The organism is Aliiroseovarius sp. B-4, assembly GCF_056857795.1.
Genome location: NZ_JBSXNV010000036.1, coordinates 38,799 through 61,835 on the forward strand (window position 1 = coordinate 38,799; position 23,037 = coordinate 61,835).

Genomic DNA, 23,037 nt, shown 5'->3' on the forward strand with positions numbered 1-23,037 from the left:
GCATGAGCAATCTACTCGGCCCGATCCGCCAGTTGGGTATCGTCGTGGACGATATCGAAGAGGGCATGAAACACTGGTCCGATGTCATGGGCGTCGGCCCGTGGTTCTATAACCCGCAGGTGCCGATCGAGGATTACACCTATGACGGCGAAACCTATGCGCCGCACAATTCCGTGGCGCTGGCCAATTCCGGCGACATGCAGGTCGAGCTGATCCAGACCCGCAACGACGTGCCTTCGATGTATCGCGACTATATGCAAAAGGGGTTGCGCGGGCTACAGCACGTCGCCTTCTGGACCAAGGATTTCGACGCCGATCTCGCCATGATGAAAGCCCGCGGCTTCACCGTGAAAATGTCGGGCTGCGTCGGCGAAAACGGGCGCTTCGTCTATTTCGCCGAAGAACACCACCCCGGCACCTGCATCGAACTGTCCGAGGTGATGGGACCGAAAGGGCGCATGTTCGACATGATCCGCGCGGCCTCGGTCGATTGGGACGGCACCGATCCGGTGCGGCCCTTCCCCGATCTGTCGGTAATCTGACATGGACCGGATCGTCGCGGACTACCTGCTGGAGACCCCGTTTCCCGTGGCCGAGGTGGCCGCGATGATGGCGGGCGAGCAATCTTCGGGCACCTTCGTGCGCGTTGCGGGCGAAACCGACGCGTTGCGCGCGCGTTCTGCTGCCGAAGTGCTGAGCATCGAAGAGCTGGGCCAAATGCCCGCGCCGACGCTCGCCTCGGCCTATATCGACCGCAAAGGCGCCCCCGGTCCGGTCAAACGCGCCCGCGTGCGCATCGCTTTTCCGACCGGCAACATCGGGCGCAACCTGCCGACCCTGGCCGCGACCGTGTCGGGCAACCTCTACGACATCGGCGAGATCACCGGCCTGAAGCTGATGAACGTCACCGTTCCCGCCGCCTATCGCGCCCGCTTTCCGATGCCGGTGCAGGGGATCGCCGGGACACGCGCCAGCCTCGGCATCACCGAGCGGCCGATCTTCGGCACGATCATCAAACCCAACGTTGGCATGACGCCCGAAGCCATCGCGGCGCTGGTCGCCGATCTCTGCGCCGCAGGGGTGGACTTCATCAAGGACGACGAGGTCTGCGCCAACCCCGACATCGCCCCACTTTCCCAGCGTGTGCCATTGGTCATGGACGCGATCAAACGGGCCGAAGACAGCTCGGGCCGCCGCGTGATGATGGCTTTCAACATCACCGACGAGGTCGACGCGATGCGCCGTCACGCCGATCTGGTGGCCGAACACGGCGGCACCTCGGTCATGGCCTCGCTGAACTGGTGCGGGTTGTCGGGCATGGAAAGCCTGCGCACCCACACCGACCTTGCCATCCACGCGCACCGCAACGGCTTCGGCGCGATGAGCCGCCACCCCGCCCTCGGCATGGCCTTTCCAGCGTATCAGACCCTGTTCCGCCTCGCAGGCGTCGATCACATGCACGTCCACGGCATCGGTGGCAAATTCGTCGACAGCGCCGAAGAGGTGACCGAAGCGGCCCGCGCCTGTCTCGCGCCGCTGACCGACGGGGCGGACGACCGCGTTATGCCTGCGTTTTCCTCGGGCCAATGGGCGGGCACCCTGCCCTCGGCCATGGATGCCTCGCAAAGCGCGGACCTGATGTTCATGTGCGGCGGCGGCATCCTCGCCCATCCCGACGGACCCTCCGCCGGCATCGCGTCGCTGCGCGAAGCCTATGCAGCGCACGCTGCGGGCACCGATCTTGCGACCGCGGCCAAGGACCACAAAGCCCTCGCCCGCGCGCTGGACTTTTTCGGGTCACGCTGATGGGCGCGCGGATCGTTTTTGTCGGGGACGATTTCACCGGCGCCTCCGACAGTCTCGCGGCCTATGCCCGGCGCGGGTTGCGGACGCGCCTCGTCACCGGGACGACCGCGCCCGAGGTCGATCTGGATGTGCTGGGGATCGCCACCGACCTGCGCTCGCTCACACCCGAGCGCGCGATCGAGACCCTCAACAAGCTCTGGCCGATGATCGAAGCCGAAGCGCCCGAGATCATCCACTTCAAGGTCTGCTCCACCTTCGACAGCAGCCCCGACACCGGCTCCATCGGCGCGGTCGCCCAAGCGCTGCGCGACATGTTCCACCCCGATGTGACCGCCGTCATCGGCGGGCAACCCGGCCTTGGGCGCTACTGCGCCTTCGGCACGCTGTTTGCACGTGGACCGGACGGGATCGTGCACCGGATCGACCGCCATCCGGTCATGGCCCGCCATCCCGTCACCCCGATGACCGAGGCCGATCTCGCCGTGCATCTCGCCGCGCAGGGGCTGGTCCTCTCCGAACGGATCACCGCCCCCGACCTGCGCGACCCCCAGACCGTCGCGGCGCGGCTGGCACGGGCGCCGGCGCTGCTCGACACGATCGATGCCGAAGACCAGCGCAGGATCGGCGCGGCACTCGAGCGGACCCCGGGGCGCAAACTTCTGATCGGGGCAAGTTCCGTGGCCGAAGTGCTGGGCGGTTACCTCGGCGGCGACCCTCCCCTCGCCCCTGCCCCGCGCAAGGGCCGAACGCTCCTCTTCGCCGGATCACGCTCATCGGTCACGGCGGACCAGATCGCGGCCACTACCACGCTCACCCCCGTCGCGCTCACGCCCGATGCGCTGGCCGACCCCGACACGCCGCAGCGGATCGCGTCGAAACATGGCGACGCCGACCTGCTCGTCCACTTGCTGCACGATGCGGATTACGGCGTCAGCCCCGATGCGCTGGCCGATGCCTGCGCCGATCTTGTGCAAAAGCTGGCGGACCTCATGCCCCTGCGGGCACTGGGTCTGGCAGGAGGCGATACATCCAGCCGGATCGTCGCGCGCATGAGCTTCGATGCGCTCGACTTCCAGCGCGACCTCGGCCAAGGCGCCTGCATCTGTCTGGGCCACCACAAAGAGACCCGCCTCGACGGGCTTCCGGTGATGCTCAAAGGCGGGCAGATGGGATCACGAACCCTGTTCGACGACGTCGCAGCCCTCTTCTGAGCCGCGCGGAGAACGGGTCAACACAAAGGTCGCAGCGCGACCAGCCGTTGGACCAGTCGCGCCACAAGAGTGTGGGAGGACACTCTTATTTCTTCAGCTTGGCCTGCTCCAGCGACCAGTATTCCATATCGAACAGCTCCCGCTCCGAAATCGGCGCGAAGCGTCCGTAATCTTCGGCGGCGTTCACGATCCGGGTGGTCTGTTCCAGCAAGTCGCCCGCAATGGTCGCGGCCTTGTCATTGGCCCCGACGCCGAACAGCCCGACGCCCGGCACCAGCACCGCACGCGGTAGCGTGTCGAGCATGACCTTCGGCTCCGAGGCCTGCGGCGCGTTGCGGTCGAAATAGGCTTTGTAGGTCGCGGCATAATCGGCCAGCTTGCGCGAAATCGCCGAGGCGTCGTCTTCCGCCTCCAGAACCAGAGCAAAGGGCTTGATCCGAATAACGTGGTCCGGCGTCGCCGTGCCGCGCATGGTCAGCTCGACAACGTTCTCACGCTCCAGATAACGACGGATCGCCGGGGTGGAACGGAAATTCAGCACCGGCGTCTCACCCAGTGCGCCGTCCTCGCCCAAGGCCTCGACCAAAGCACCCGCCAGAGCCTCTGGCATTTCGCGGTCGGGCGTTGTCAACTTAACTCGCTGGCGCCGAGGAAATGGCCTGTTTTAGAGCGTCAGATGCTCGCGGCGCCCTTCCAAGCGTCGAAGGCTTCGATTCGATGATAGCGTGTTGCGTTTGCGGAACGGCGGCTGGCGGGAACTGAGAAACGGTTTCGGACGGCAGTGTGGCAGGCTACAAACCGTTGCAACCCGCCCGGAGAGCGAAATCCTTGCATGCAACGCTCTCGTTTTCGAAACGGTAGATGGCTGTTTTCCGCCCTGTTGTTCAAGCCCTTGTGGGAACGATGTTCGAGACCGGATGCGACTTCACGTTTGGCCGCTCCGTAGGATCGCAGCTTGTCTGTGACGATCCGTTTGGGCGAGCCAAACCGCTTGATCAGCGCCTTCAAAAGACGCTTTGCGGCACGCTTGTCGCGTCTGGATTGCAGGATTTCCTCCAGAACAAGCCCGTTCTGATCGACCGCGCGCCAGAGCCAGAACTTCCGCCCCGATATCGTTACCACAACCTCATCGAGATGCCAGATATCGCCGAGACGGGCCTGGCGTCGACGCAAATTCCGGGCAATTTGAGGGGCAAATTTCGCCGCCCAACGCCGGATCGTCTCATAGGAAACGTCGACGCCACGGTTCAGGAGCATTTCCTCGACCTCGCGTAGGGAGAGGTTGAAACGCACATAAAGCCAAACCGCGTGCGTGATGATCTCTGGCGGAAAACGGTGGCGCTTGTAGCTGACAGTCGTACTCATGCGTAGCAACTACGAAAAATATCCAACGCTGCCAACGGACCCGTGTTAACGTGACAATTCCCCGCATCGACCTCTTGCAACAGTTCGGTGATCCGTATGGCGGGCAGCCGGTCATAGAGATCGAGCACCAGCTCGTCCGCCTCTTCGGGCACGGCTGCGCTGAGGCGATCGACCTTCAGGATGCCGTTCTCGATCGACCCGCCGGGGATGGCCCCCGCACGCGCCGCCTTGGCCAGCCGCGCCAGGCCATCGATCATGCGTGCCTTGCGGTCGGCAAGCCAGGCTTCCGGATCGAGCGGCACGGCCAGTCGTGGTATGTCCTTCACCGTCTCGGCCGAAACCAGAGCCTGCTTCAGATCGCTGTAGCGCCGGGAATGAGGCACCCAGATATCGCCTGAGCGGAAGGCATCCCGCAGGTGGAACAGCACCGCCACTTCCCAGAGCCGGTGACCGTCTGCCTCCAGGGCATTCAGATGGCGATGCCATTTCGATCCGTGCCGCAAGAAACCAACCGGTGGTATCTCGGGCCTCTCATCGTCGGCGATCAGCGTGCTCGCCTGCAACAAGGGTGCCGCGACACCCGCCGCCTGAATATCAAGCACGCGCAGCATGCGCGGAGCATAGCGCCGGAACCGGTGGTAGCCTTGGCCGACATGCGCCAAGGGGTCAGCGGCCATCGTGTCCGTCAGCTCGGCAGCAGTGGCAACCAAGCCTTCAAGCCGCTCCCATCCGCAGGCTTGCTCTGTCGCCTGATCCAAGGGCGCGCCATCGCTCTTGGCGTCCAGCAAAGCAGCGCCAAGGGATTTGAAGTGTGGAACGGCATGCAAGATTGACCCCTATATTGGGGTAATCGGCGTCCAAAAGTGACCCCCCTGATATTTCTGTTTTGATGCTTCCTCAGATGCATGAGGGAGCGAGTTGGGGATGTTGGTTGTGGAGACGATTGCAAAGATCAGGCGGGCGTATTTCATCCAGAGGAAGCCGATCAAGCAGATCTGCCGGGAGCTGCGGGTATCACGGAACACGGTGCGCAAGGTGGTCCGGTCGGGCGCGACCGAGTTCAGCTATGACCGATCCACCCAGCCCCGGCCCAAGATCGATCCCTGGCGGTCCGACCTGGATGAGATGCTGGCCGAGAATGACCGGCAACCCAAGCGCCAGCGGCTGACCCTGGTTCGGATTTATGAAGAGCTACGCAACCGGGGTTATGACGGCAGTTATGATGCGGTGCGGCGCTATGCGGCGAGTTGGTCGAAGGCGACCCGGGAAGCTTCCGCCGCTGCCTATGTGCCGCTGAGCTTCGATCCGGGGGAAGCCTATCAGTTCGACTGGAGCCACGAGGTTGTCCTGATCGATGGCGTCACCACGATGGTGAAGGTGGCGCATGTGCGCTTGAGCCATAGCCGGATGCCGTTCGTGCGGGCCTATCCGCGCGAGACCCAGGAGATGGTGTTCGACGCCCACGACAAGGCGTTCGCGTTCTTCGGCGGAGCTTGCGCCCGGGGGATATACGACAGCGGGAATTGTCCGCCATTGGTCCGAGGACAATGGACGCGAAGACGGCGGTCGATGCGATCTTCGTCGGCAAGGATCGCGCCTATAACCGGCGGTTCCAGCAGATGTGCGGCCATTACCTGGTTGACCCGGTAGCCTGCACCCCGGCCTCGGGCTGGGAGAAGGGTCAGGTCGAGAACCAGGTGGGCGTGGTCCGGCGGCGGTTCTTTGTGCCGCGTCCGAAGTTCAAATCCTATGCCGAACTGAACGCTTGGCTGGAAGACCGATGCCTGGACTATGCCAAGGCGAACAAACATCCGGAGCTGCGCGACAAGACCATCTGGGAGGTGCTCGAAGAAGAGCGTCCGAGTCTTGTGCCCTATGTCGGTCCCTTCGATGGATTCCACGCCGTTCCGGCCTCGGTATCAAAGACCTGCCTCGTGCGGTTCGACAAGAACCGATACTCGGTAGATGCCCGCGCCGTTGGCCGGCCGGTCGAGATCAGGGCCTATGCCGATCGGCTGGAATGCTGGCAGGATGGGCGGATCGTCGGCCGACACGAGCGTGCCTTCGGGCGGGACAAAACCCTCTTCGATCCCCTGCATTACATCCCCGTTCTAACCCGCAAACCCGGCGCCCTGCGCAACGGCGCGCCCTTCAAGAAATGGGAACTGCCGGTGCCGATCCGTCGCGTGTGGCGCAAGCTGGAGCGTCAGCCCGGCGGCGATCGGCAAATGGTCGACATCCTGAGCGCCGTGCTGACCGATGGGATCGACGCCGTGGAAGTCGCCTGTGCCGAGGCGCTGTCGCACAATGTCCATTCCGCAGGCGTCGTGCTGAACATCCTGGCCCGGCACCGCGAGCCGCCACCGCCCCTGACAATTACAACGCCAGATGCGCTGAAGCTGGCCTGCGAGCCAATTGCCGACTGCAACCGATATGACAGCTTGAGGAGAACACAGAATGGAACGCTCAGACGTGATCGACGCGATGGGGAAGCTGCGGCTCTACGGAATGAAGGCCGCCTATGACGAGGTGCTGACCACTGCCGTCAAACGCCAGCATGAACCGCAACAGATCATCGGCGACCTGCTCACCGCCGAGATACGCGAGAAGCAAGCCCGGTCGGTCAAATACCAGATGACCATCGCCAAGCTGCCGCTCGCCAAGGAACTGGAAGAGTTCGACTTCGAGACCGCCGAGGTTAACGAGACCCTGATCCGTGATCTGGCCACCGGCGACTTCCTCGACCATCAGCGCAACGTCGTCCTGATCGGCGGAACAGGCACCGGCAAGACCCATCTCGCCGTCAGCATCGCCCGCGCGTGCATCCGGGCCGGGCGCCGCGGCCGGTTCTTCAATGTCGTCGACCTGGTGAACAAGCTGGACGCAGAAGCCCGCGCAGAACGCCAGGGACGAACCGCCGATCTCATCTCCCGCCTCGACTTCCTGATCCTCGATGAACTGGGTTATCTGCCCTTCGCCCAGACCGGCGGACAGCTCCTGTTCCACCTGATCAGCAAACTCTACGAACGCACATCCATCATCGTCACAACCAACCTGGCCTTCGGTGAATGGCCCAGCGTCTTCGGCGATGCCAAAATGACAACCGCGTTGCTCGACCGGCTTACGCACCACTGCGAGATCGTCGAAACCGGAAACGAAAGCTGGCGCTTCAAGAACCGCGCATAGCGCCAACCCGAAACTCCGCAGGCCCGCCGCCGCTGCGCTATGTGAGGGCTACGCAGCGCCGGGCCTGCTCAGCTCAAAGGGGTCAATTTTGAATGCCGATAGGGGGTCAGCTTTGAATGCCGATTGACACAAAGCCAAATGCTGCCCCAACGCCGAGGCGCGCAAGATCACCCGCGAAGAGCATGAAGACGCCCGCCAGGTCGCCCGCGACATCGCCAAGACCCGCCAATACGACATCTCGATGAAGCTACGGAAAAAGGTCGAGATGCTATTCGCCCACCTCAAGCGCATCCTCGGCCTGGGGCGTCTTCGATTACGTGGCCCATGCGGTGCAAATGACGAATTCCTCCTCGCCGCCACCGCCCAGAACCTCAGGAAACTGGCCAAGATCTTTCCGGCGCCGCAGCAAACGCGCAAAGCCTGATAGAAAGGGCGTTCGCGCCGCATTTGGAGCAGCCATTTCTGCGCTCGCAAACGTTAGTTTTTCCACAGAATCGGCCCATTCCGGACCTTCGACCTCCCCATAAGACGCTGCGGTAGCAGCCCGATTTGCGGTCATTCGCTGCGCTGTGCGTCAAACCGGAAAGCCGGACGACAGCCGCGAGGATATCCGTCTGGCACCAGACGCGAACTTCTTCAGAGACCGTGAAGCCCAAGAATGGCACGAAACCATGGCGCGCAGAAATGAAAAGCTCGAAGCGCTTCAAGCGGCAGCGGCAGAGGAACTCCCCATGGAGATCTGATCCCCTCTTTCTATCTTTCTTCTGGCAGCCCCTTTGGAAAGAAAGACAGAAAGAAACCTCTCTTGGCGTCACACTGAGGCCGGCTCTTTCAGACGAATAACCTGGCCTTGGCGACTTCTAACCGCAAGCATTTCTCCCTCGGATACTCTGACATCAATCCAGCGCTTGATAGCCCGACGCGCCATGCCCTCATCATCTGGGAAGCTGTCATCGACACGGGCCACAATCTCCTTGCGAAGGCTGCCGCTCTCACCGGCAGCTTTAAGGTCTGTGTGGATGCTCTCTATCTCGTGGGCGATTGCCTCACATGTCGCCAGTCCATCATGGAGCCTTGGTATGAGGTTTTTATCCAGCTTGAGGAAGTGAGCACACGCCTGTCCCACGCCTGTGAGATCTCTCTCCTCAAGAAGCACTCGGAGGATACGGCCTATGAGAGCAAGTGGGCCTGTCCAGCTTGGGAAAAATGACGACCACTCAAAGATCAAATCATCATTGATGTCATAGTCTAACGGAGGGAGATCAGCATAGGTGAGGCCGAAAGGCTCATCAATCAATGTGGCCTCTCTTGCCTCAGCACGGGAGACCACATTCCTCATCAGAATCTCAATCTGGCTGATTGCGGGGGAAAAAGCATTCAGGGCTGCATTTGCGGATCCGGCCCGCAGTGCATCGTCTACAGCAATCCAGGCCTTCCCTATTTCTTTATGAAGGTCTGCGAGCTCCGGATCCTCATTGATTTCATCTCTGAAGGACATGGTCTCGGAATACTCAGGCTCCTCGGCGCGGCCATCCGGCGCCTCCTCGTCGCCAAAAAGGACGATGCGAAACGTTGCATCGTCGGTGGTGATTTGAAGCTCTGCGGACCAGTAATCATCATCGTTCCGGAAATTCATGAATTTAACGCGGTGAACCCCGAGCAAATGTGGGAAGCTGACACCCAGCCTGATGAGGCCTTCTTCAGGGACGGTGCCAAATCCGTCTCCTTCTGGAATTTCAGCCTCACCAACCTCCGGCGACCAGGTCAGCCAGATCGGTAAGAGCTCTTTATGGCCCTGCATTCTGATAAGGAGATTGCCTCTTTGAATGCGGGCAGCCACTACGTCATGAATGCTTCCAAGATCTAAATGGACGCGAGCAGGGTGTGCTGACAGCTTCTGTCGTATAGGGTCCAGCTTCTCATTAAGAGCAGCCGCCTTCATCTGTTCCACTGCTTCTTCGTCGAATGGATAGATCTCACGTATTGCAGTATATGACTTCCGTCCAACACCAGGACATCTCAAGATCTCTACATTGGTCAGCCTGGTGATCTCTTCAGGGTGCAACAGACCCGTTTCCTTCATGACAAGGTCAATGGACCGATTGAGCGCCTTTTCGTTCATGGGTGTTTCTTCTGCTCTCTGGGTGAAATGAATTGGGGGCAATGACAGTTACAGCATCAACACCTTAGGCGACAGCCAGTCAATGGGTTACAAGCATGGCGAGAGCATTTCGGCCATCCGGCCGGCCGACGCAAAGCGCCGGAAGACAGTCTTTTTCTTTCTTTCTTTTGAAGGGTAGGTGGCGAATAGAAATTGGCTGGCCTATTTTTGAAGATGCGTTTGTTTTGGCGCCTGCTGTGAAGCCAAAATGACGCAGATCTAACGTTTTTGGTTTTAGCGTTCGCCGCGCTTCACCAACGTCATTGTCACCGTCTCTGGTGGCGGCAAGGGCATCGATCTCATCGAATAGGTAGACCCCTCGTTGGGTCCTTACTGCTTCGAATATTGCATTCAGTTTGGAGGCCGTCTCCCCCATGAACTTTGATATCAGCCCGTGCAACAACGCGGAATAAAGTGGGAGCCTTAGCTCACCCGCCAATGCCGAGGCGCTCATCGTCTTTCCTGTGCCTGGGGGTCCCGCAAGAAGAACACGTTGCCGTGGTGTCAGCCCATGTTTCTCCAAGATGTCGCGTTTGCGGAACTCGACAACGAGTTGCTCAAGCTCCGACGACACAGCTTCTGGTAGGATGAGATCATTCAGCCTGGTTTCTGGATAGGCAGCCCCAATGATCGATGCCAATTCGCCCCGTGGCTTGGCGATCAATGTTGGGGTTGGAGATTGCGACTTTGGCGTCTGCCCCGCTTCAACCCACTGACGAAGCTGTTCGGCCAGACGAGTATGGCCCTTTTGCTCCTCCGCCGACGCAAGCTGAAGCGCGAGATCGAAGAATCGTTCTTCGTTCCCCTCAACGTGACTCTTCAAGAGTCCAATGAGTTGCTTTGCGGTTGCCACCAATCTCGTCTCCCTGTTGAGATCTACCTTAGCCTGTTCAATAAAAATTGCGAATGCGACGTGACGTCATCGATCTGGTTTTTATGGATTGTTGCAGTCGACGCATACATCATCATGAAAGTACTTTACCAGTGCGCCTGTTGTATGTCCGCTTCCGGACCAGGACAGAGTGATCGCTGCATCCGCAGCGAAAGTCGGCAATCCGCCCCTTGTGTCAGGTATTAGCCACAATCGCCTCACTTGACGTTCAGAAAAACATACCTTATTTTCTGACACGGAGTTGAACCATGATCACGTCAAAAATTAAGCAACGCATCATCAGAAAGGGCCGGGGCGCGATCTTCGCGCCGTCGGACTTCCTCGATATCGGGACCCGCGCAAGCGTGGACCAAGCGTTGTCGCGTTTGGTCGATCAAGGTGTGGTCCGGCGGCTGACACGTGGGCTCTATGACTACCCTAAGCAAAGCCCGCGATTTGGGCTTCTGGCACCATCCGCCGATGACATCGCGCGCGCTGTTGCCCGGAAGGACAACCAGGTTCTGCAGCCCTCCCCAGCCATGGCGGCGAACCAGTTGGGTCTGTCCACCCAGGTCCCTTCCAATCTGACTTACATGACCGACGGGCCCACCCGAACGAAGAAAATCGGACGGCAGGTGATCCAGTTCCGGAATGCCTCTCCAAAGACCTTGGTTGGTGCCGGATCAAAGACGGGCACTGTTTTCCAGGCGCTTCGCTATGTCGGCAAGGACCGCGTGGACGATCAGGTGATTGGCAAGATCGCCCGCACGCTGGATGCCAAGGATCGGGCGCAGCTCGCAAGGCAAAGCAAACATGTCCCGGCCTGGATGCATCCGGTGGTCCAGCAGATTGTAGCACACGCCTGAGCATGGATGCCTTCGCAAACGATACGTCTGAACAACGAGACGAGGCCTTCCGCCAGGCCGCGGCAGAACTCGGCTTCGCCAGAGCGATTGTCGAGAAGGACTTCTGGGTGTGCTGGTCGCTCCAGCACCTGTTTACCCTACCCTCCTTCGGAGATCACCTGATCTTCAAAGGCGGCACATCGCTTTCTAAAGCCTATGATGTGATCCACCGGTTTTCCGAGGACGTGGATCTGTCGCTCGACCGCGCCCAACTCGGGTTTGAGGGAGGCCGTGACCCTGCGAATCCCAACCTTTCAAGCAGCAAACGCAAATCCCTGCTACAAGAGCTTCAAGACGCCGCCGAGGCCACCGTCGCGGGTCTGCTGCTCGAAGAAATCAATGCCACCTTCTCAGCGAGCCTGGAGCAGCCCTTCTCTCTCCAGATCGACGATGGCGACCCTCAGACCATACTCTTCGCGTACCCGACACTTAGTGACGAAGACCAAGGTTACATCAAGCCTGTCGTACGGTTTGAGTTCGGCGCGCGTGGCGCACAGCTTCCGGCCGAGGAACAGACACTCTCAACCTATGTCCAACAAGCCTTTCCCGATCTGCCTGGCCTCACCCCTGTTGATGTGCGCACTCTCGGGATCGAGCGGACCTTCTGGGAGAAGGCGACGATCCTGCACATGCTCTTCCATCAGGACCCGGGCAAATCGCTCGCCGACCGGATGTCCCGGCATTACTACGACATGGCGCAACTAGCTCAGCGTAACGCCAAGGTGCGCGCTTTGGCTAATCTCGAACTCTTGAGCGAAGTCGGCCACCACAAGTCGGTGTTCTTCAAGGCAGCGTGGGCTCGATACGAAGACGCGAAGCCGGGATCGCTCCGCCTTGTTCCAAACGCAAAACTCGAGGCCGCCCTGCGTCGGGACTACGCCGGAATGCGCGAGATGATCATGGGCGACGCGCCGAATTTCGATGATGTGCTGAGCTCGATCGCGGCGCTGGAAGAGGAGATCAACGCAGCCTGAGGTCGAAGAGCCTGGTGATTGAGAGGCAACAGAGCTTCGACCGCCAAGCAGGCAGATCGTTATGAGTAGTAGGACGCTGCTCAATAACTCATGAATGAGCCAGATCTAAGCGATAGAGCACATGACCATACCACTCAATTGTCATCCGGTAGCCACTCCCGCATCTTCCATCTGCTCGCGATCAGGCAGGTCTTGCAGCGACTCCAGGTCGAACGCCACGAGGAACTTCTCGGTTGTCACGAAGGTATAGGGAGCGCCGCGCCGAGGCGACCTTGGCCCGGTCCCGATCAGGTCGCGCGCATGCAGCCGCCCGATCAGGTCGCGGCTGATCTGCTTGCCGAAGATGTCCTTGAGCCCGTCGCGGGTGATCGGTTGATGGTAGGCGATAGCGGCCAGGACCGCGACGTCGAACTCGCTCAGATCGAGTAACTGGTCCCCGACATCTGCCGCCGCGCGGATCGCGGGGGCGTAGGTGGCGCGCGTGCGGAACATCCAGCCGCCAGCGACCTGGGCGATCTCGAAGGCCCGCCCCTCCAGATCGGCGGCGAGGTCCTCGACCAGCAGATCAACCGAAGCCCCCTGCCCCACCACGCGGGCCAGGTCCTCGCGCGGCACCGGCGAAGCTGAAGCAAACAGCACCGCCTCGATCCGGCGCATCCATTCCCGCCAGCGCAACTCTGGCGGCAGTTCGGGCAACTCGCGGTCAAGCTCGAGGTCGGAGCGATCCTTCGCCATCGCTACACTCCGTAAAGCCGGAAAGTGTCCCTACCCGTCAGCTCGCGCACCGCGCCGAGGTCGACCAGCCGATCGCTGAGCCGCCGCGCGGCGCGATCCGGCAAAGGCAACGCCGAAGGCGCCACAGCATCGCGGGTCAGGAACATCTCGACCGCCTTCTCGGCCCCCTTCGCCCGAAGCTTCGGCGCAACGGCTTTCAAATGCGCCGCCCGACGCGCGAGATCGGTGGAGAGACGCGCAGCCTCGATCGCCGAGGAGATCAGCGCGCGATGACAGGCGAGCCTCAAGTCGTCCCCACGCTTGCGCAGGTCAGCCCGTTTCAGGCCAGTCGCCAGCAGCGGCATCAGATGACCCCAACCGAGTGCTTGGGCGAGGGCTATATCCGCGAGGATCAACGCGGGCACATCGGCCCGCGGCGCTTCGGTCAGCACCGCCTCCAGCACTATCGCGGCACGGACTACCGGCATTCCCTGCCCTGCATCCAGCCAAGCGGCAATCTGGCCGGAGTCGAGGCGCGGCAAGGCTCGGTCCAGAACCTTGATCGACAACTGCCGCTCCGCCGCGCGCCGCCAGGCGAGGTAGGTTTCCCCGGCCGGTCCGGGCAGATCGCCGGGCCGCAACAGGTGCACCGCATCGCGCAGCTCCCCTGCCCGCTCCGGGCGGCCAGAAAACGCGACACAGGCCTCTGCCGCACGCAGCGCGAGCCGGTCCCGCAACAAGGCATGGGGGAGGTCAACTCGGCTCAACACAAGATGCAGGTGGTCCAGCGCCGCACCCGACAAAAACGCAACATCTTCAAGGGTTTCAGCGCGTGCAGAGGTGACCCAGGCGGGCATCCGGGGTAACGTGTCAACGTCGCTGAAGTGTTCCGGCCGGGCAAAAGTCATGCCTGAAGCCTACATGAGAGCGGCGCTTTCTGCCAGATAATTGAGCGTAAACCGCCCCACTCTGCAACAATCAGCTATGTCCAATAAGTTTGCCTTATCGGACATATTTGAAGTAAGCTCCATAGCATGGAAGAAACACCAGAAATTCAGCCCCCAGACGCCGAGAAATCGACCTCAGCGCCCTCCGATTCGAACAATCAAGCTCAGCGCGACGAGAGAGACCAAGTCAGCACCGACCCCATCGCCCTACCGGCCCATGTGGCCGGGTCCGGCACGCTCGACCGGCTTGTCGACACCGCCCGTGATTACGCGAGGGCCTCGACCGCCGAGAACACCAACAAAGCTTATGCCGCCGACTGGAAGCACTTCGCGCGTTGGTGCAGATTGAAGGGAACGGATCCCCTCCCCCCGTCTCCCGAAATGATCGGGCTCTACCTGACCGATTTGGCAGCGCCGGCGAAAGGCACCCCTGCCCTCTCCGTCTCTACGATCGAGCGCCGCCTGTCCGGCCTGGCCTGGAACTATGCGCAACGCGGCTTCTCGCTCGATCGCAAGGACCGCCATATCGCCAACGTCCTCGCTGGGATCAAACGCAGGCACGCGCGCCCGCCTGTGCAAAAGGAAGCGATCCTGCCCGAGGACATTCTCGCCATGGTGGCCACCCTGCCCTTCGATCTGCGCGGCCTGCGGGTTCGGGCGATCTTGCTGATCGGCTTTGCAGGCGGTCTGCGCCGCTCCGAAGTCGTCAGCCTGGACGTCAGCAAAGACGACACGCCTGACAGTAGCGGATGGATTGACGTCTTCGAAGATGGCGCGGTTTTGACATTGAACGCAAAGACAGGCTGGCGCGAGGTGGAAATCGGACGCGGATCCTCAGAACAGACCTGTCCTGTGCATGCGCTCGAGCAATGGCTGCATTTCGCCAAGATCGATTTCGGCCCCGTGTTCACCCGCACGTCGAGGGACGGGAAGCGGGCGATGGACGAGCGGCTCAACGACAAGCATGTCGCGCGCCTCATCAAGAAGACGGTGCTGAAATCCGGCATCCGAGCCGAGCTGCCCGAAAACGAGCGCCTTGCGCTGTTCTCCGGTCACTCGTTGCGCGCCGGTCTCGCAAGTTCGGCCGAAGTCGATGAGCGCTTTGTCCAGAAACAGCTCGGACACGCCTCGGCCGAGATGACCCGCCGCTACCAGCGCCGTCGCGACCGGTTCCGGGTGAACCTAACCAAAGCAGCCGGTCTCTGATCGCACGCTCATTCGGTCGTTTAGTAACGGCATATGAAATTGCAATCGGCCCCGTTTTCATGCCCCTGATAGGCTATGCCCGCGTTTCCACGGAGGATCAGACCCCCCTGCCCCAGTCTGAGGCGCTGCAATCTGCGGGCTGTGCCGAGATCTTTGAAGAGCACGCCTCAGGCGGCAATCGCGCGCGTCCTGTACTCGCGCGTTTGCTCGAACGCGTCCAGAGCGGCGATACGCTGGTCGTTGTGCGGATCGACCGGCTTGCGCGATCCCTGTCGCATCTGCTGGAGGTGATCGAACGTCTGGAGGCCAAGGGAGCTTTCTTCCGCTCGCTGCAGGATCCAATCGACACCGCCTCCCCTCAAGGAAAATTCACATTGCAGGTTCTGGGCGCCGCGGCCGAGTTCGAGCGCGCGCTGATACGTGAGCGCACAAAGGCCGGGCTTGCCTCTGCGCGCGCCAAAGGGCGCGTTGGTGGCAATCCTGGGCTTCGCACCAAAGACCCCGCCGCGCTGCGCAAGGTGCGGCTGGCACGACAGGACGGCTACATGGAGCGCCTGAACGAAACCGCGCAGGATTGGGTGCCCCACGTGCGACGCCTACGGCCGGATATGGCCTGGGAAGATGTTTTGCGAATCGTTAATGGCCCCCTGCCCCACGACCGGCACTGGACCCAAAGCCGCCTACTCCGTGCTGTGAAAGCCTATGTCCGCGACGGGTTTCTACCAGATGAAGTGCTTGGCCGCGCCGGACGCCGCGAAACCGATGACCGCCTGCCAGCTATCGTGGCTGCCATCAAAGGCTCGGACCCCGAAATCACACTGCAGGCGATCTGCGACCGGCTAGAATCGATGCGTGAGCGCACCCCTCGAGGCCGTACTAGCTGGCAGCCGTCTTCGGTCAAAATGCTGCTTGAGCGTGCGGAAAAGTTGGGGCTCCTGTGAACACGACACTTGTGTTGGCTTATCGGATTGCCACTAAATCTAGAAAGTGCTTGCACGAATCTGGCTGGTCGGGCAATAGTCTCGAAAAATAACGCGCGGTCACATAAAAAACGCGCCCACGGATCGGGGCAGACATGAGCGAAGCAGAACAAGATCTAGATATCGCCATCGGGCACTACGCGGAACTTCTCGCGTCGAACCTGCATGCTCAGCGCGCTGCGCACTTCCCACCGGATGCAAAGAAGGTGATGCGCACTTTGACTAGCGGCGAAGCTGCTGAGCTCCTTGGCGTCGACCATACCTATCTTCGGAAGCTTCATCGAGAAGGAAAGATCGTTGACGTCGAGACGACGGCGGGAAGTCATCGCCGCTATACGCTCGACGATATCTGGGAAATCCGGCAGACGCTTGAAGGAAACGCAAAAAAGTCTGGAACTTACGTGCCTGGGCGTCGCGACGGTGACGAGCTTCAAGTCATTTCAGTGGTGAACTTCAAGGGCGGAAGCGGCAAAACGACGACGTCTGCTCACCTCGCTCAGCGCTTGGCGCTCAAGGGGTACAGAGTTCTTGCGATCGATCTCGACCCCCAAGCATCTCTTTCGGCTCTTCACGGAATCCAGCCAGAACTCGACCTCATGGAGGGCGGAACCCTCTATGATGCCGTTCGCTACGACGATCCGGTTCCGATCTCCGAAGTGATCCGCAAGACTTACATTCGCGGCCTTGATCTCATCCCAGGCAACCTTGAACTCATGGAGTTCGAGCACGAGACGCCTGCTGCTATCCAGCGAGGCGGAGCGAAGGCGTTCTTCGCGAGAGTTCATGACGCACTCGATAGTGTTGAAGCGAACTACGACGTTGTTGTGATCGACTGCCCGCCGCAGCTTGGTTTCTTGACGATGTCAGCACTTTCCGCGTCCTCGGGCGTCCTCGTGACGGTTCACCCGCAGATGCTTGACCTTATGTCGATGTCCCAATTCCTGCGAATGACGGCGGATCTCCTGGGAGTAATCAGGGATGCAGGCGCAAATTTGCGCTTCGATTGGCTGCGATTCTTGCCAACGCGATACAAAGTCGGCGACGCGCCACAAACCGAAGTCATCGCCTTCATTCGCGGGCTGTTTGGGAGGTCGGTCCTGACCAATCACATGGTTGAATCGACCGCAATTTCTGATGCCGGCTTGACCAAGCAAACGCTCTACGAAGCTGACAAGAGGGACTTCACGCGTCAGACGTTTGATCGTGCGATCGAATCTATGAACGCAGTGAACGATGAGATCGCTGAAATCATCCAGAACACATGGGGGCGGAATGGCAAGAAAGCCTAAACTTGGCCTGCCGCTGCAGACCCTTCGCAACGCTCCTGACGCTCTTGAAGGGCGCCGACTGCGTGGCGGTGTTTTTGAGATCGATCCGGCGCAGATTGTTACCGAAGGACGGTTGGATGACAGGCTTCAGATTGAAGTTGAGGGCCTGAAGAACTCTATTTCCAAGAACGGTCAGCGTGTGCCTGTCTTGGTCCGCCCACTGGAAGGCGATCGCTACAACCTGATCTATGGCCGCAGACGCTTAGAAGCATGTCGCGAACTCGGTATCAAAGTTCGAGCCATCGTCACAGAGGTTGAGGGTGATCAAGCGCTTCGAGATCAGCTTCTCGAGAACCAAGAGCGTCGTGATCTGAGCTTTATTGAGCGTGCGCTCGTTGCGACGGCACTTCTGGACGGTGATCATTTGGAAGGGGCTGAGCGCACCAATCGAGGTGTCGCCGAAGTCCTTAACCTCCACGAAGCTGGGGTTTCACAACTCTTGAGTGTCGTTCGGATGGTCGGCGAGGAACTCATCCAGGCAATTGGTGCGGCTCCCGGGATTGGTCGCCCGAGATGGGAAGAGCTCAAAAAGGCTTTGGGTGCCTACGACGGTGATCGAGACCAACTGCAAGCCGTAGCTCATGCAGCCAAGTCCGAAAGTTCCGGCTCGGTCGATGAGGTTTCTGAGCGTGCGTTTCTCGCAGTTCTGGCAGCCGCGAAGAGCGCAGAGAAGAAAGCAAGCCCGTCTAGAAAAGGCGTGCCTGCTTTGGCGATCCCCGGTGTCGGAGCTGCGACGGTCAAGACCGGCCGCCAAGGCAAGCAGCTTAAACTCGATCTGACTACGGATGAACCTGATTTTATCAGCTGGCTGGAGGGCAATGCCCCAAAGCTGATTACCGAGCTTCATGAGCGCTGGAAGCGTTCAGAAGACTGAGGAAGAGCAACCAACAAGAAGGAGGCACGATACAGGCAAAAAGAAAAAGGCCCCGAGAAGCTAGCTTCACGAGACCTTTGTAAGGTTTCGCACCGGGATCAGCCCGCTACAAAATCTCAGTTTTCGCACTTCTGAATGTAGCGTTCTGGCCCCTACCCCGCAAGCGCAAAGCGATTCGCGGGCCCTAGAATTTTTGTCTTCGTGAACATTTTCATGGAGTACACACCAATTTCGCCGTTTATGCGGCCGATTTCGCACGCTCATTTGCGCGTCATCGAGCGACCCGAGGCATCTGTTCCGGCCAGACCCGTTAACAAGTGGGAACTCCTGCGCGAGCTCTCCAAGGCGCAAGCAGCCTTTGGGGTCTCGGAACGTGATCTGACTGTTTTGCAGGGGCTCCTCAGCTTCTTTCCGGACGATGCGCTTGGCGGGAACGCCGAGATGGTCGTCTTCCCCTCGAACAAGGCAATCTGCGAGCGCCTCAATGGCATGCCGTGCTCAACGATGCGTCGTCACCTCGCGCGTCTCGTCGAGGCTGGCTTGCTCCAGCGGCGCGATAGCCCCAATGGGAAGCGCTACGTCCGCAAGCACGGCGAAGACCGCGTCGCCTTTGGCTTCGATCTTTCCCCGCTCTACTGCCAGTCTGAGGAGATAGCACGGGCCGCAGAGGCCGTACGTGAGGCTGAGGAGCGCGTCAGGCGCCTGAGAGAGGTCGTAAGCCTCATGCGACGCGATCTCGCGGCCCTCGCCGAGTTCGGAGACGAGATGCAGCCAGGCCTAGGCTTCTGGGATCAGCTTCGCGACAAGGCTGCCCTCACAGCCCGCGCGCTTCGCCGCAAGCTTTCAATTGAGGACCTCGCGGCCTATCGAGCCGATCTTGAAGCTCTCCTTGACCAGGCACGCAACATCATTGATGGCCCTGAAACAGAAGAAATGAACACCAATGATGCCCAATCTGAGCGTCACCATCATAATTCAAATAAAGAATCTATAGATTTTGAACCTGCTTTAGAAAAAAGCGGGGCGGCGGCGGGTGTGCCAGATGTGGATACGAATGAGCCGGTGGCTGACGTTGATGAACAGGACACAAGACATCTGCCAAAGATCCCGCTCCACCTAGTGATAGCGGCATGCCCCTCGCTTAAGACCTTCTACCAAGGTGAGATCCGGCATTGGCATCAGCTTTTCGATGCGGCGTGCCATGTGCGGCCAGCCATGGGGATCAGTGCGTCTGCATGGGAAGAAGCACAGCGGTTCATGGGTCCGGAGCAAGCGTCGATCGTCGTTGCTGCGATGCTGGAACGCTTCGCCGACATAAGATCGCCTGGTGGATACTTGCGAGCTCTGACTACCAAAGCTGCGGCAGGCGAGTTTTCCTGTGGCCCAATGGTCATGGCATTGATTGGCCGGCGGAACGCGGCTTAACAGCTGTTAAACTCCGATCGCGTGCGGCTGGCATGGCATAACTTAACAGCTGTTAAGTAGGCTCTCGGCACACAAACGGTGTCTGAGAAAGAAAAGTTAGGGGGTTGAGGTATGGCGGTATTTGAGATCGTGAAAGTGGCTTTCGCCTTCGTCGCGGCGAAGATCTGATGACGAGGGCACCCCGATCACCATGGTGAAACCTCAGCTGGTGACCATCGCTGCTAGTAGCGCCAAGGCGGCTAGCGAAGAACATACAGATCGTTGCGCTGCAGCCAACCTAGCAGTTGCGCGCCTCCGCGGCCCCTGCCCTTTTCGATGTCTGAGATCTGATGATGAATACCCTCAATAACTGGCTCGACGCTATCCGGCGTCTGCTGACGGCGATTTGGGTCCTGGCCTCGGGTATTCGCTTCGCCTTCATCGGTGCTAATGCCTGAGAGGTAGGTTGTGGATGTCTGTTGCATGATATCGTGGCTACGGGCCGTAGCGCGCAAGGAGCAGACGATCGATGGTTGCCAAAACCGTTTGACCAAGGGCTCGATCCTCGAACTCCCGCGCGCGGGGAAGGGGACCCCGTAACTTCTCAGTCACTTCGATAATGGCGACATGGCCAGCGAGGCAATCGGCTCCTCAAGCGCAGCAGCTGGTTGCCGCGGTCCCGCGTTCCGCTGATTTGGTCATAGTGGACGACGAGGACATCGCAGAACAGCGGTTGCAACTCAATCTCTTGATTTCATGACACCCGAACTCTTCAAAAGAGTGCTTTGATGTTGGCTGCGGAATGATCTGATCCGTCCGATGGCGGAAAACGATTTAATAACAATAGGTTATTGCGTTTTTGGTATTCGCGATGAGAAATCATGCCCATAATAGCCTTCATCGAAATGGCTTCCCTTTCCAGGATGCCGATCCGCTACATCGACGGGAAGCCAAAGGATCAGCACGCTTTACGAAGAAGTTGGCAGTTGCGGGCCGATTGAGCGGTCTGGGCTATCTCGTGAAGAAGAAACCGCCACAGGTCTAGCCGATAGGCCCTGTGGAAGTTCTCATCCCGTCGTGCCAGTACAGTTAGGTGGAGGTTGGGTGTTTCATGGGTTTGGTCCACGAAAAGTAAAAGTGTTCTTCGGGTTTTGTGACTGACGGATGAGGGCCTTTGGGATCCCTCAGATGGGTCCGGGCCGGGTTCCGGTCTGCCGTTCCTGATGGAGGGCATTCCGATGCAAACAGGTGTCTTGCGCGTGTTGCGCGCGACCGCTGCCTCGTGGTGGCGACACAAGGAACTACGCCGAATTGGCCAGACGGGGCAGGCACAACGGCTCGAGCGCGAGACTGTCCTGCGTGAGCTTGGCTATCTGAAGCAGGCGGCGTTATTGCCAAACGCGCATGTGATCTGCAGAGAGGGCGGGACATTCATCCACCTCGGCTTGACCACCGTGTCGAGTTTCGCGCCGATCGAGCGCTTTCCCTTGGCCACTCTTGCGGTCTCACGTGGCACCCCGTTCATCGATATCCGACCCGTCACCGATGTCATCGCCTTCGCGAACCTGCCGCGGGTGACGCGGGACGGATCGGTCGACCCTGAACCTTCGGGTTCCGGCAAGTCCGTCTCGCTGACCACCTACATCGACATGGTCGAAGGGCTCGGCGCGAGGATCCTCAACGATCCGCGGTCCCATCAGTCAGCCTGATCACCATTTCCTCTCACCAAAACTCGAAAGGAGGCCAGCCATGGCCCGATCCCGCACGCCCAAATTCGATGCCTCCGAGGTCATCACAAACGAAATCATCCGTATCATCGAGCGCGGCGTGCTGCCGTGGCGCAAGCCCTGGACGGCTGGCGGCAGCTCTCGCCCCCTGCGCGTGGGCGGTGAACCCTACCAGGGAGTGAACAACTTCCTGCTGACGATGCGGACCGTGATGGCGGGCCACAGCTCACCTTTCTGGATGACGCTGCCGCAAGCCAATGCGTTGGACGCAAAGGTCCGCAAGGGCGAAAAGTCCTCTATCGTCGTTTATTACGGTCAAGGCCGGAAAGACGCGGGCGGCGATGAGCATGACCGCAGCGACGGGGATGATCGCTCCGAGGAGGCCCGTATCTTCCGCTTCCAGAAATCCTACCGCGTGTTCAATGCCTGCCAGATCGAGGGCTTGCCCGACAGCTTCTTCCCCGATCCGGAGCCCGTGCCCGAGCATCCGCCGTCCGAGCCCATCCCGCACATGCAGGCGTTTTTCGATGCCATCGACATCACAACCGTCTTCACGGGAACGGAAGCGTACTATCTGCCGCCCGTGGACAAGGTCTACATGCCGTCCATCACTCGGTTCCAGGACCCGCGCAATTTCTACGGGGTCTGGGCCCATGAGCTGGCCCATGCCACGAAGGCCCCCCATCGGCTGAACCGCGATTTCGGGTTCTCGAAGTTTGGCAACACGTCCTATGCGCGCGAGGAGATCGTCGCGGAATTGACCTCGGTGTTCCTGGGTCAGACGCTCGGCTTCACGGCGCATACGCTCGAGATGAATGCCGCCTATCTCCACAACTGGTTGCGTGTCCTGCGCTCAGACAAGGGCGCGATCTTCAAGCACGCCGCGGATGCGCAACATGCCTGCGACTACCTGATCGCCAGATCGGAGGCGGGCAGGGCAGGGCAGAGCGCCGAGGCCGCCTGACCACAGACAGAACGGAGACGCCCATGTCACGCAAGGAACCCAAGACCCTGCGGGTGGCCTGCTTCAACGACGGCCGCCGCAAGATCATCACCTTCAAACGCGGTGCCTATTGGTGGAGCACGTCCGAGGGCGCTTATCCGCTCTCGGCAGCGCTCGAGAGCATCAAAGAACAAGGCGGCTGGATCGAAACCATCCCCAACCCGAATTACAAACCCAAAGGGCTGTTCGGGTAGGGCGCCTTCGGCCTCGATTCATCCGCCAAGCGGAAAAGTCAAAGATGCCGTAATGGGGCTGTCGGCGAATCGAGCACGTTTCGCTTGCTTGACAGCATGATGTGGAGTGCCGTTGCCCTTGATGCGCCTGCAGCGCGTCTACGAGGTCGTATATTTCCATGCGCCTCAATTCCTGAGAATA

The 23,037-nt window shown here is 60.1% G+C and carries 20 protein-coding genes and 3 pseudogenes; 16 read left to right on the forward strand and 7 right to left on the reverse strand.

Going from position 1 to position 23,037, the window contains the following annotated elements:
- Positions 1-2: 2 nt before the first annotated feature.
- The 3 genes from AC13C8_RS09770 to AC13C8_RS09780 are packed head-to-tail and all read left to right on the forward strand — an operon-like array spanning position 3 to position 3,017.
- Positions 3-542, forward strand: a complete 540-nt coding sequence (locus AC13C8_RS09770) for a VOC family protein (protein WP_482847184.1) — start codon at positions 3-5, stop codon at positions 540-542.
- Between the two features lies 1 nt (position 543).
- On the forward strand, positions 544-1,806 hold the full coding sequence (locus AC13C8_RS09775) for a RuBisCO large subunit C-terminal-like domain-containing protein (RefSeq protein ID WP_482847185.1): 1,263 nt from the start codon (positions 544-546) through the stop codon (positions 1,804-1,806).
- Positions 1,806-3,017 (forward strand): four-carbon acid sugar kinase family protein, encoded by a 1,212-nt coding sequence (locus tag AC13C8_RS09780; RefSeq protein ID WP_482847186.1) that lies wholly within the window; start codon positions 1,806-1,808, stop codon positions 3,015-3,017. The genes AC13C8_RS09775 and AC13C8_RS09780 overlap by 1 nt, the downstream gene beginning before the upstream one ends.
- An 85-nt stretch (positions 3,018-3,102) precedes the next feature.
- On the opposite strand, the gene AC13C8_RS09785 is transcribed toward AC13C8_RS09780, so the two are convergent.
- The 3 genes and pseudogenes from AC13C8_RS09785 to AC13C8_RS09795 form a co-directional block, all read right to left on the reverse strand.
- A complete protein-coding gene (locus tag AC13C8_RS09785) occupies positions 3,103-3,648 on the reverse strand; it encodes a hypothetical protein (protein ID WP_482847187.1) in 546 nt (181 codons plus the stop codon).
- Positions 3,649-3,689: 41 nt separating this feature from the next.
- Positions 3,690-4,382: an IS6 family transposase gene (locus AC13C8_RS09790; protein ID WP_482847188.1), complete on the reverse strand. Its 693-nt coding sequence runs from the start codon at positions 4,380-4,382 to the stop codon at positions 3,690-3,692.
- Between the two features lie 62 nt (positions 4,383-4,444).
- Positions 4,445-5,191 (reverse strand): annotated as a pseudogene (locus tag AC13C8_RS09795) (Tn3 family transposase); the annotation flags it as partial.
- Positions 5,192-5,306: 115 nt separating this feature from the next.
- Between AC13C8_RS09795 and istA the strand changes: the two are divergent.
- From istA to AC13C8_RS09810, 3 genes and pseudogenes are all read left to right on the forward strand, one after another.
- A pseudogene (istA, locus tag AC13C8_RS09800) lies at positions 5,307-6,907 on the forward strand (IS21 family transposase).
- Positions 6,840-7,568 (forward strand): IS21-like element helper ATPase IstB, encoded by a 729-nt coding sequence (gene istB, locus AC13C8_RS09805; RefSeq protein ID WP_482847189.1) that lies wholly within the window; start codon positions 6,840-6,842, stop codon positions 7,566-7,568. Before istA ends, istB begins: the two are co-directional and overlap by 68 nt.
- A gap of 130 nt (positions 7,569-7,698) precedes the next feature.
- Positions 7,699-7,992, forward strand: a pseudogene (locus AC13C8_RS09810) (transposase); the annotation flags it as partial.
- A 387-nt stretch (positions 7,993-8,379) separates the two neighbouring features.
- On the opposite strand, the gene AC13C8_RS09815 reads toward AC13C8_RS09810, so the two are convergent.
- The gene (locus AC13C8_RS09815) at positions 8,380-9,690 is read right to left on the reverse strand and encodes a hypothetical protein (RefSeq protein WP_242115343.1); all 1,311 of its coding nucleotides are present in this window, start codon (positions 9,688-9,690) and stop codon (positions 8,380-8,382) included.
- A gap of 79 nt (positions 9,691-9,769) precedes the next feature.
- Positions 9,770-10,582: an ATP-binding protein gene (locus AC13C8_RS09820; RefSeq protein ID WP_242115344.1), complete on the reverse strand. Its 813-nt coding sequence runs from the start codon at positions 10,580-10,582 to the stop codon at positions 9,770-9,772.
- A 287-nt stretch (positions 10,583-10,869) separates the two neighbouring features.
- On the opposite strand from AC13C8_RS09820, the gene AC13C8_RS09825 reads away from it, so the two are divergent.
- Positions 10,870-11,466, forward strand: a complete 597-nt coding sequence (locus tag AC13C8_RS09825; RefSeq protein WP_482847190.1) for a DUF6088 family protein — start codon at positions 10,870-10,872, stop codon at positions 11,464-11,466.
- Positions 11,467-11,468: 2 nt separating this feature from the next.
- Positions 11,469-12,479, forward strand: coding sequence for a nucleotidyl transferase AbiEii/AbiGii toxin family protein (locus AC13C8_RS09830; RefSeq protein WP_482847191.1), 1,011 nt, complete (start codon positions 11,469-11,471; stop codon positions 12,477-12,479).
- Between the two features lie 141 nt (positions 12,480-12,620).
- On the opposite strand, the gene scpB is transcribed toward AC13C8_RS09830, so the two are convergent.
- Positions 12,621-13,214 carry an SMC-Scp complex subunit ScpB gene (gene scpB / locus AC13C8_RS09835; RefSeq protein WP_482847192.1) on the reverse strand — a complete coding sequence of 198 codons (594 nt, stop codon included), beginning with the start codon at positions 13,212-13,214 and terminating at the stop codon, positions 12,621-12,623.
- Positions 13,215-13,216: 2 nt separating this feature from the next.
- Complete coding sequence (locus AC13C8_RS09840; protein ID WP_482847193.1) at positions 13,217-14,101, reverse strand: DUF1403 family protein; 885 nt, start codon at positions 14,099-14,101, stop codon at positions 13,217-13,219.
- Positions 14,102-14,227: 126 nt separating this feature from the next.
- Between AC13C8_RS09840 and AC13C8_RS09845 the strand changes: the two genes are divergently transcribed.
- The 8 genes from AC13C8_RS09845 (at position 14,228) to AC13C8_RS09880 (ending at position 22,856) form a co-directional block, all read left to right on the forward strand.
- Positions 14,228-15,346: a tyrosine-type recombinase/integrase gene (locus AC13C8_RS09845; protein WP_482847194.1), complete on the forward strand. Its 1,119-nt coding sequence runs from the start codon at positions 14,228-14,230 to the stop codon at positions 15,344-15,346.
- 59 nt (positions 15,347-15,405) lie between these two features.
- The gene (locus tag AC13C8_RS09850; RefSeq protein WP_482847195.1) at positions 15,406-16,287 is read left to right on the forward strand and encodes a recombinase family protein; all 882 of its coding nucleotides are present in this window, start codon (positions 15,406-15,408) and stop codon (positions 16,285-16,287) included.
- A gap of 134 nt (positions 16,288-16,421) precedes the next feature.
- Positions 16,422-17,615, forward strand: a complete 1,194-nt coding sequence (repA, locus tag AC13C8_RS09855; protein ID WP_048535388.1) for a plasmid partitioning protein RepA — start codon at positions 16,422-16,424, stop codon at positions 17,613-17,615.
- Positions 17,599-18,528: a plasmid partitioning protein RepB gene (repB, locus tag AC13C8_RS09860; protein WP_482847196.1), complete on the forward strand. Its 930-nt coding sequence runs from the start codon at positions 17,599-17,601 to the stop codon at positions 18,526-18,528. Before repA ends, repB begins: the two co-directional genes overlap by 17 nt.
- 213 nt (positions 18,529-18,741) lie before the next feature.
- Positions 18,742-19,953 (forward strand): plasmid replication protein RepC, encoded by a 1,212-nt coding sequence (gene repC / locus AC13C8_RS09865; protein ID WP_287260173.1) that lies wholly within the window; start codon positions 18,742-18,744, stop codon positions 19,951-19,953.
- Positions 19,954-21,170: 1,217 nt separating this feature from the next.
- Positions 21,171-21,641: a hypothetical protein gene (locus AC13C8_RS09870; protein ID WP_482847197.1), complete on the forward strand. Its 471-nt coding sequence runs from the start codon at positions 21,171-21,173 to the stop codon at positions 21,639-21,641.
- Between the two features lie 40 nt (positions 21,642-21,681).
- Positions 21,682-22,623, forward strand: coding sequence for an ArdC family protein (locus AC13C8_RS09875; RefSeq protein WP_482847198.1), 942 nt, complete (start codon positions 21,682-21,684; stop codon positions 22,621-22,623).
- A 23-nt stretch (positions 22,624-22,646) separates the two neighbouring features.
- Positions 22,647-22,856 (forward strand): DUF6330 family protein, encoded by a 210-nt coding sequence (locus AC13C8_RS09880; RefSeq protein ID WP_482847199.1) that lies wholly within the window; start codon positions 22,647-22,649, stop codon positions 22,854-22,856.
- Positions 22,857-23,037 lie beyond the last annotated feature (181 nt).

Coding starts and splice junctions, on each gene's coding strand:
- AC13C8_RS09770 (WP_482847184.1), top strand. CDS start 3: ATGAGCAATCTACTCGGCCCGATCCGCCAGTTGGGTATCGTCGTGGAC.
- AC13C8_RS09775 (WP_482847185.1), top strand. CDS start 544: ATGGACCGGATCGTCGCGGACTACCTGCTGGAGACCCCGTTTCCCGTG.
- AC13C8_RS09780 (WP_482847186.1), top strand. CDS start 1,806: ATGGGCGCGCGGATCGTTTTTGTCGGGGACGATTTCACCGGCGCCTCC.
- AC13C8_RS09790 (WP_482847188.1), bottom strand. CDS start 4,382: ATGAGTACGACTGTCAGCTACAAGCGCCACCGTTTTCCGCCAGAGATC.
- istB (WP_482847189.1), top strand. CDS start 6,840: ATGGAACGCTCAGACGTGATCGACGCGATGGGGAAGCTGCGGCTCTAC.
- AC13C8_RS09815 (WP_242115343.1), bottom strand. CDS start 9,690: ATGAACGAAAAGGCGCTCAATCGGTCCATTGACCTTGTCATGAAGGAA.
- AC13C8_RS09825 (WP_482847190.1), top strand. CDS start 10,870: ATGATCACGTCAAAAATTAAGCAACGCATCATCAGAAAGGGCCGGGGC.
- AC13C8_RS09830 (WP_482847191.1), top strand. CDS start 11,469: ATGGATGCCTTCGCAAACGATACGTCTGAACAACGAGACGAGGCCTTC.
- scpB (WP_482847192.1), bottom strand. CDS start 13,214: ATGGCGAAGGATCGCTCCGACCTCGAGCTTGACCGCGAGTTGCCCGAA.
- AC13C8_RS09840 (WP_482847193.1), bottom strand. CDS start 14,101: ATGACTTTTGCCCGGCCGGAACACTTCAGCGACGTTGACACGTTACCC.
- AC13C8_RS09845 (WP_482847194.1), top strand. CDS start 14,228: ATGGAAGAAACACCAGAAATTCAGCCCCCAGACGCCGAGAAATCGACC.
- AC13C8_RS09850 (WP_482847195.1), top strand. CDS start 15,406: ATGCCCCTGATAGGCTATGCCCGCGTTTCCACGGAGGATCAGACCCCC.
- repA (WP_048535388.1), top strand. CDS start 16,422: ATGAGCGAAGCAGAACAAGATCTAGATATCGCCATCGGGCACTACGCG.
- repB (WP_482847196.1), top strand. CDS start 17,599: ATGGCAAGAAAGCCTAAACTTGGCCTGCCGCTGCAGACCCTTCGCAAC.
- repC (WP_287260173.1), top strand. CDS start 18,742: ATGGAGTACACACCAATTTCGCCGTTTATGCGGCCGATTTCGCACGCT.
- AC13C8_RS09870 (WP_482847197.1), top strand. CDS start 21,171: ATGCAAACAGGTGTCTTGCGCGTGTTGCGCGCGACCGCTGCCTCGTGG.
- AC13C8_RS09875 (WP_482847198.1), top strand. CDS start 21,682: ATGGCCCGATCCCGCACGCCCAAATTCGATGCCTCCGAGGTCATCACA.
- AC13C8_RS09880 (WP_482847199.1), top strand. CDS start 22,647: ATGTCACGCAAGGAACCCAAGACCCTGCGGGTGGCCTGCTTCAACGAC.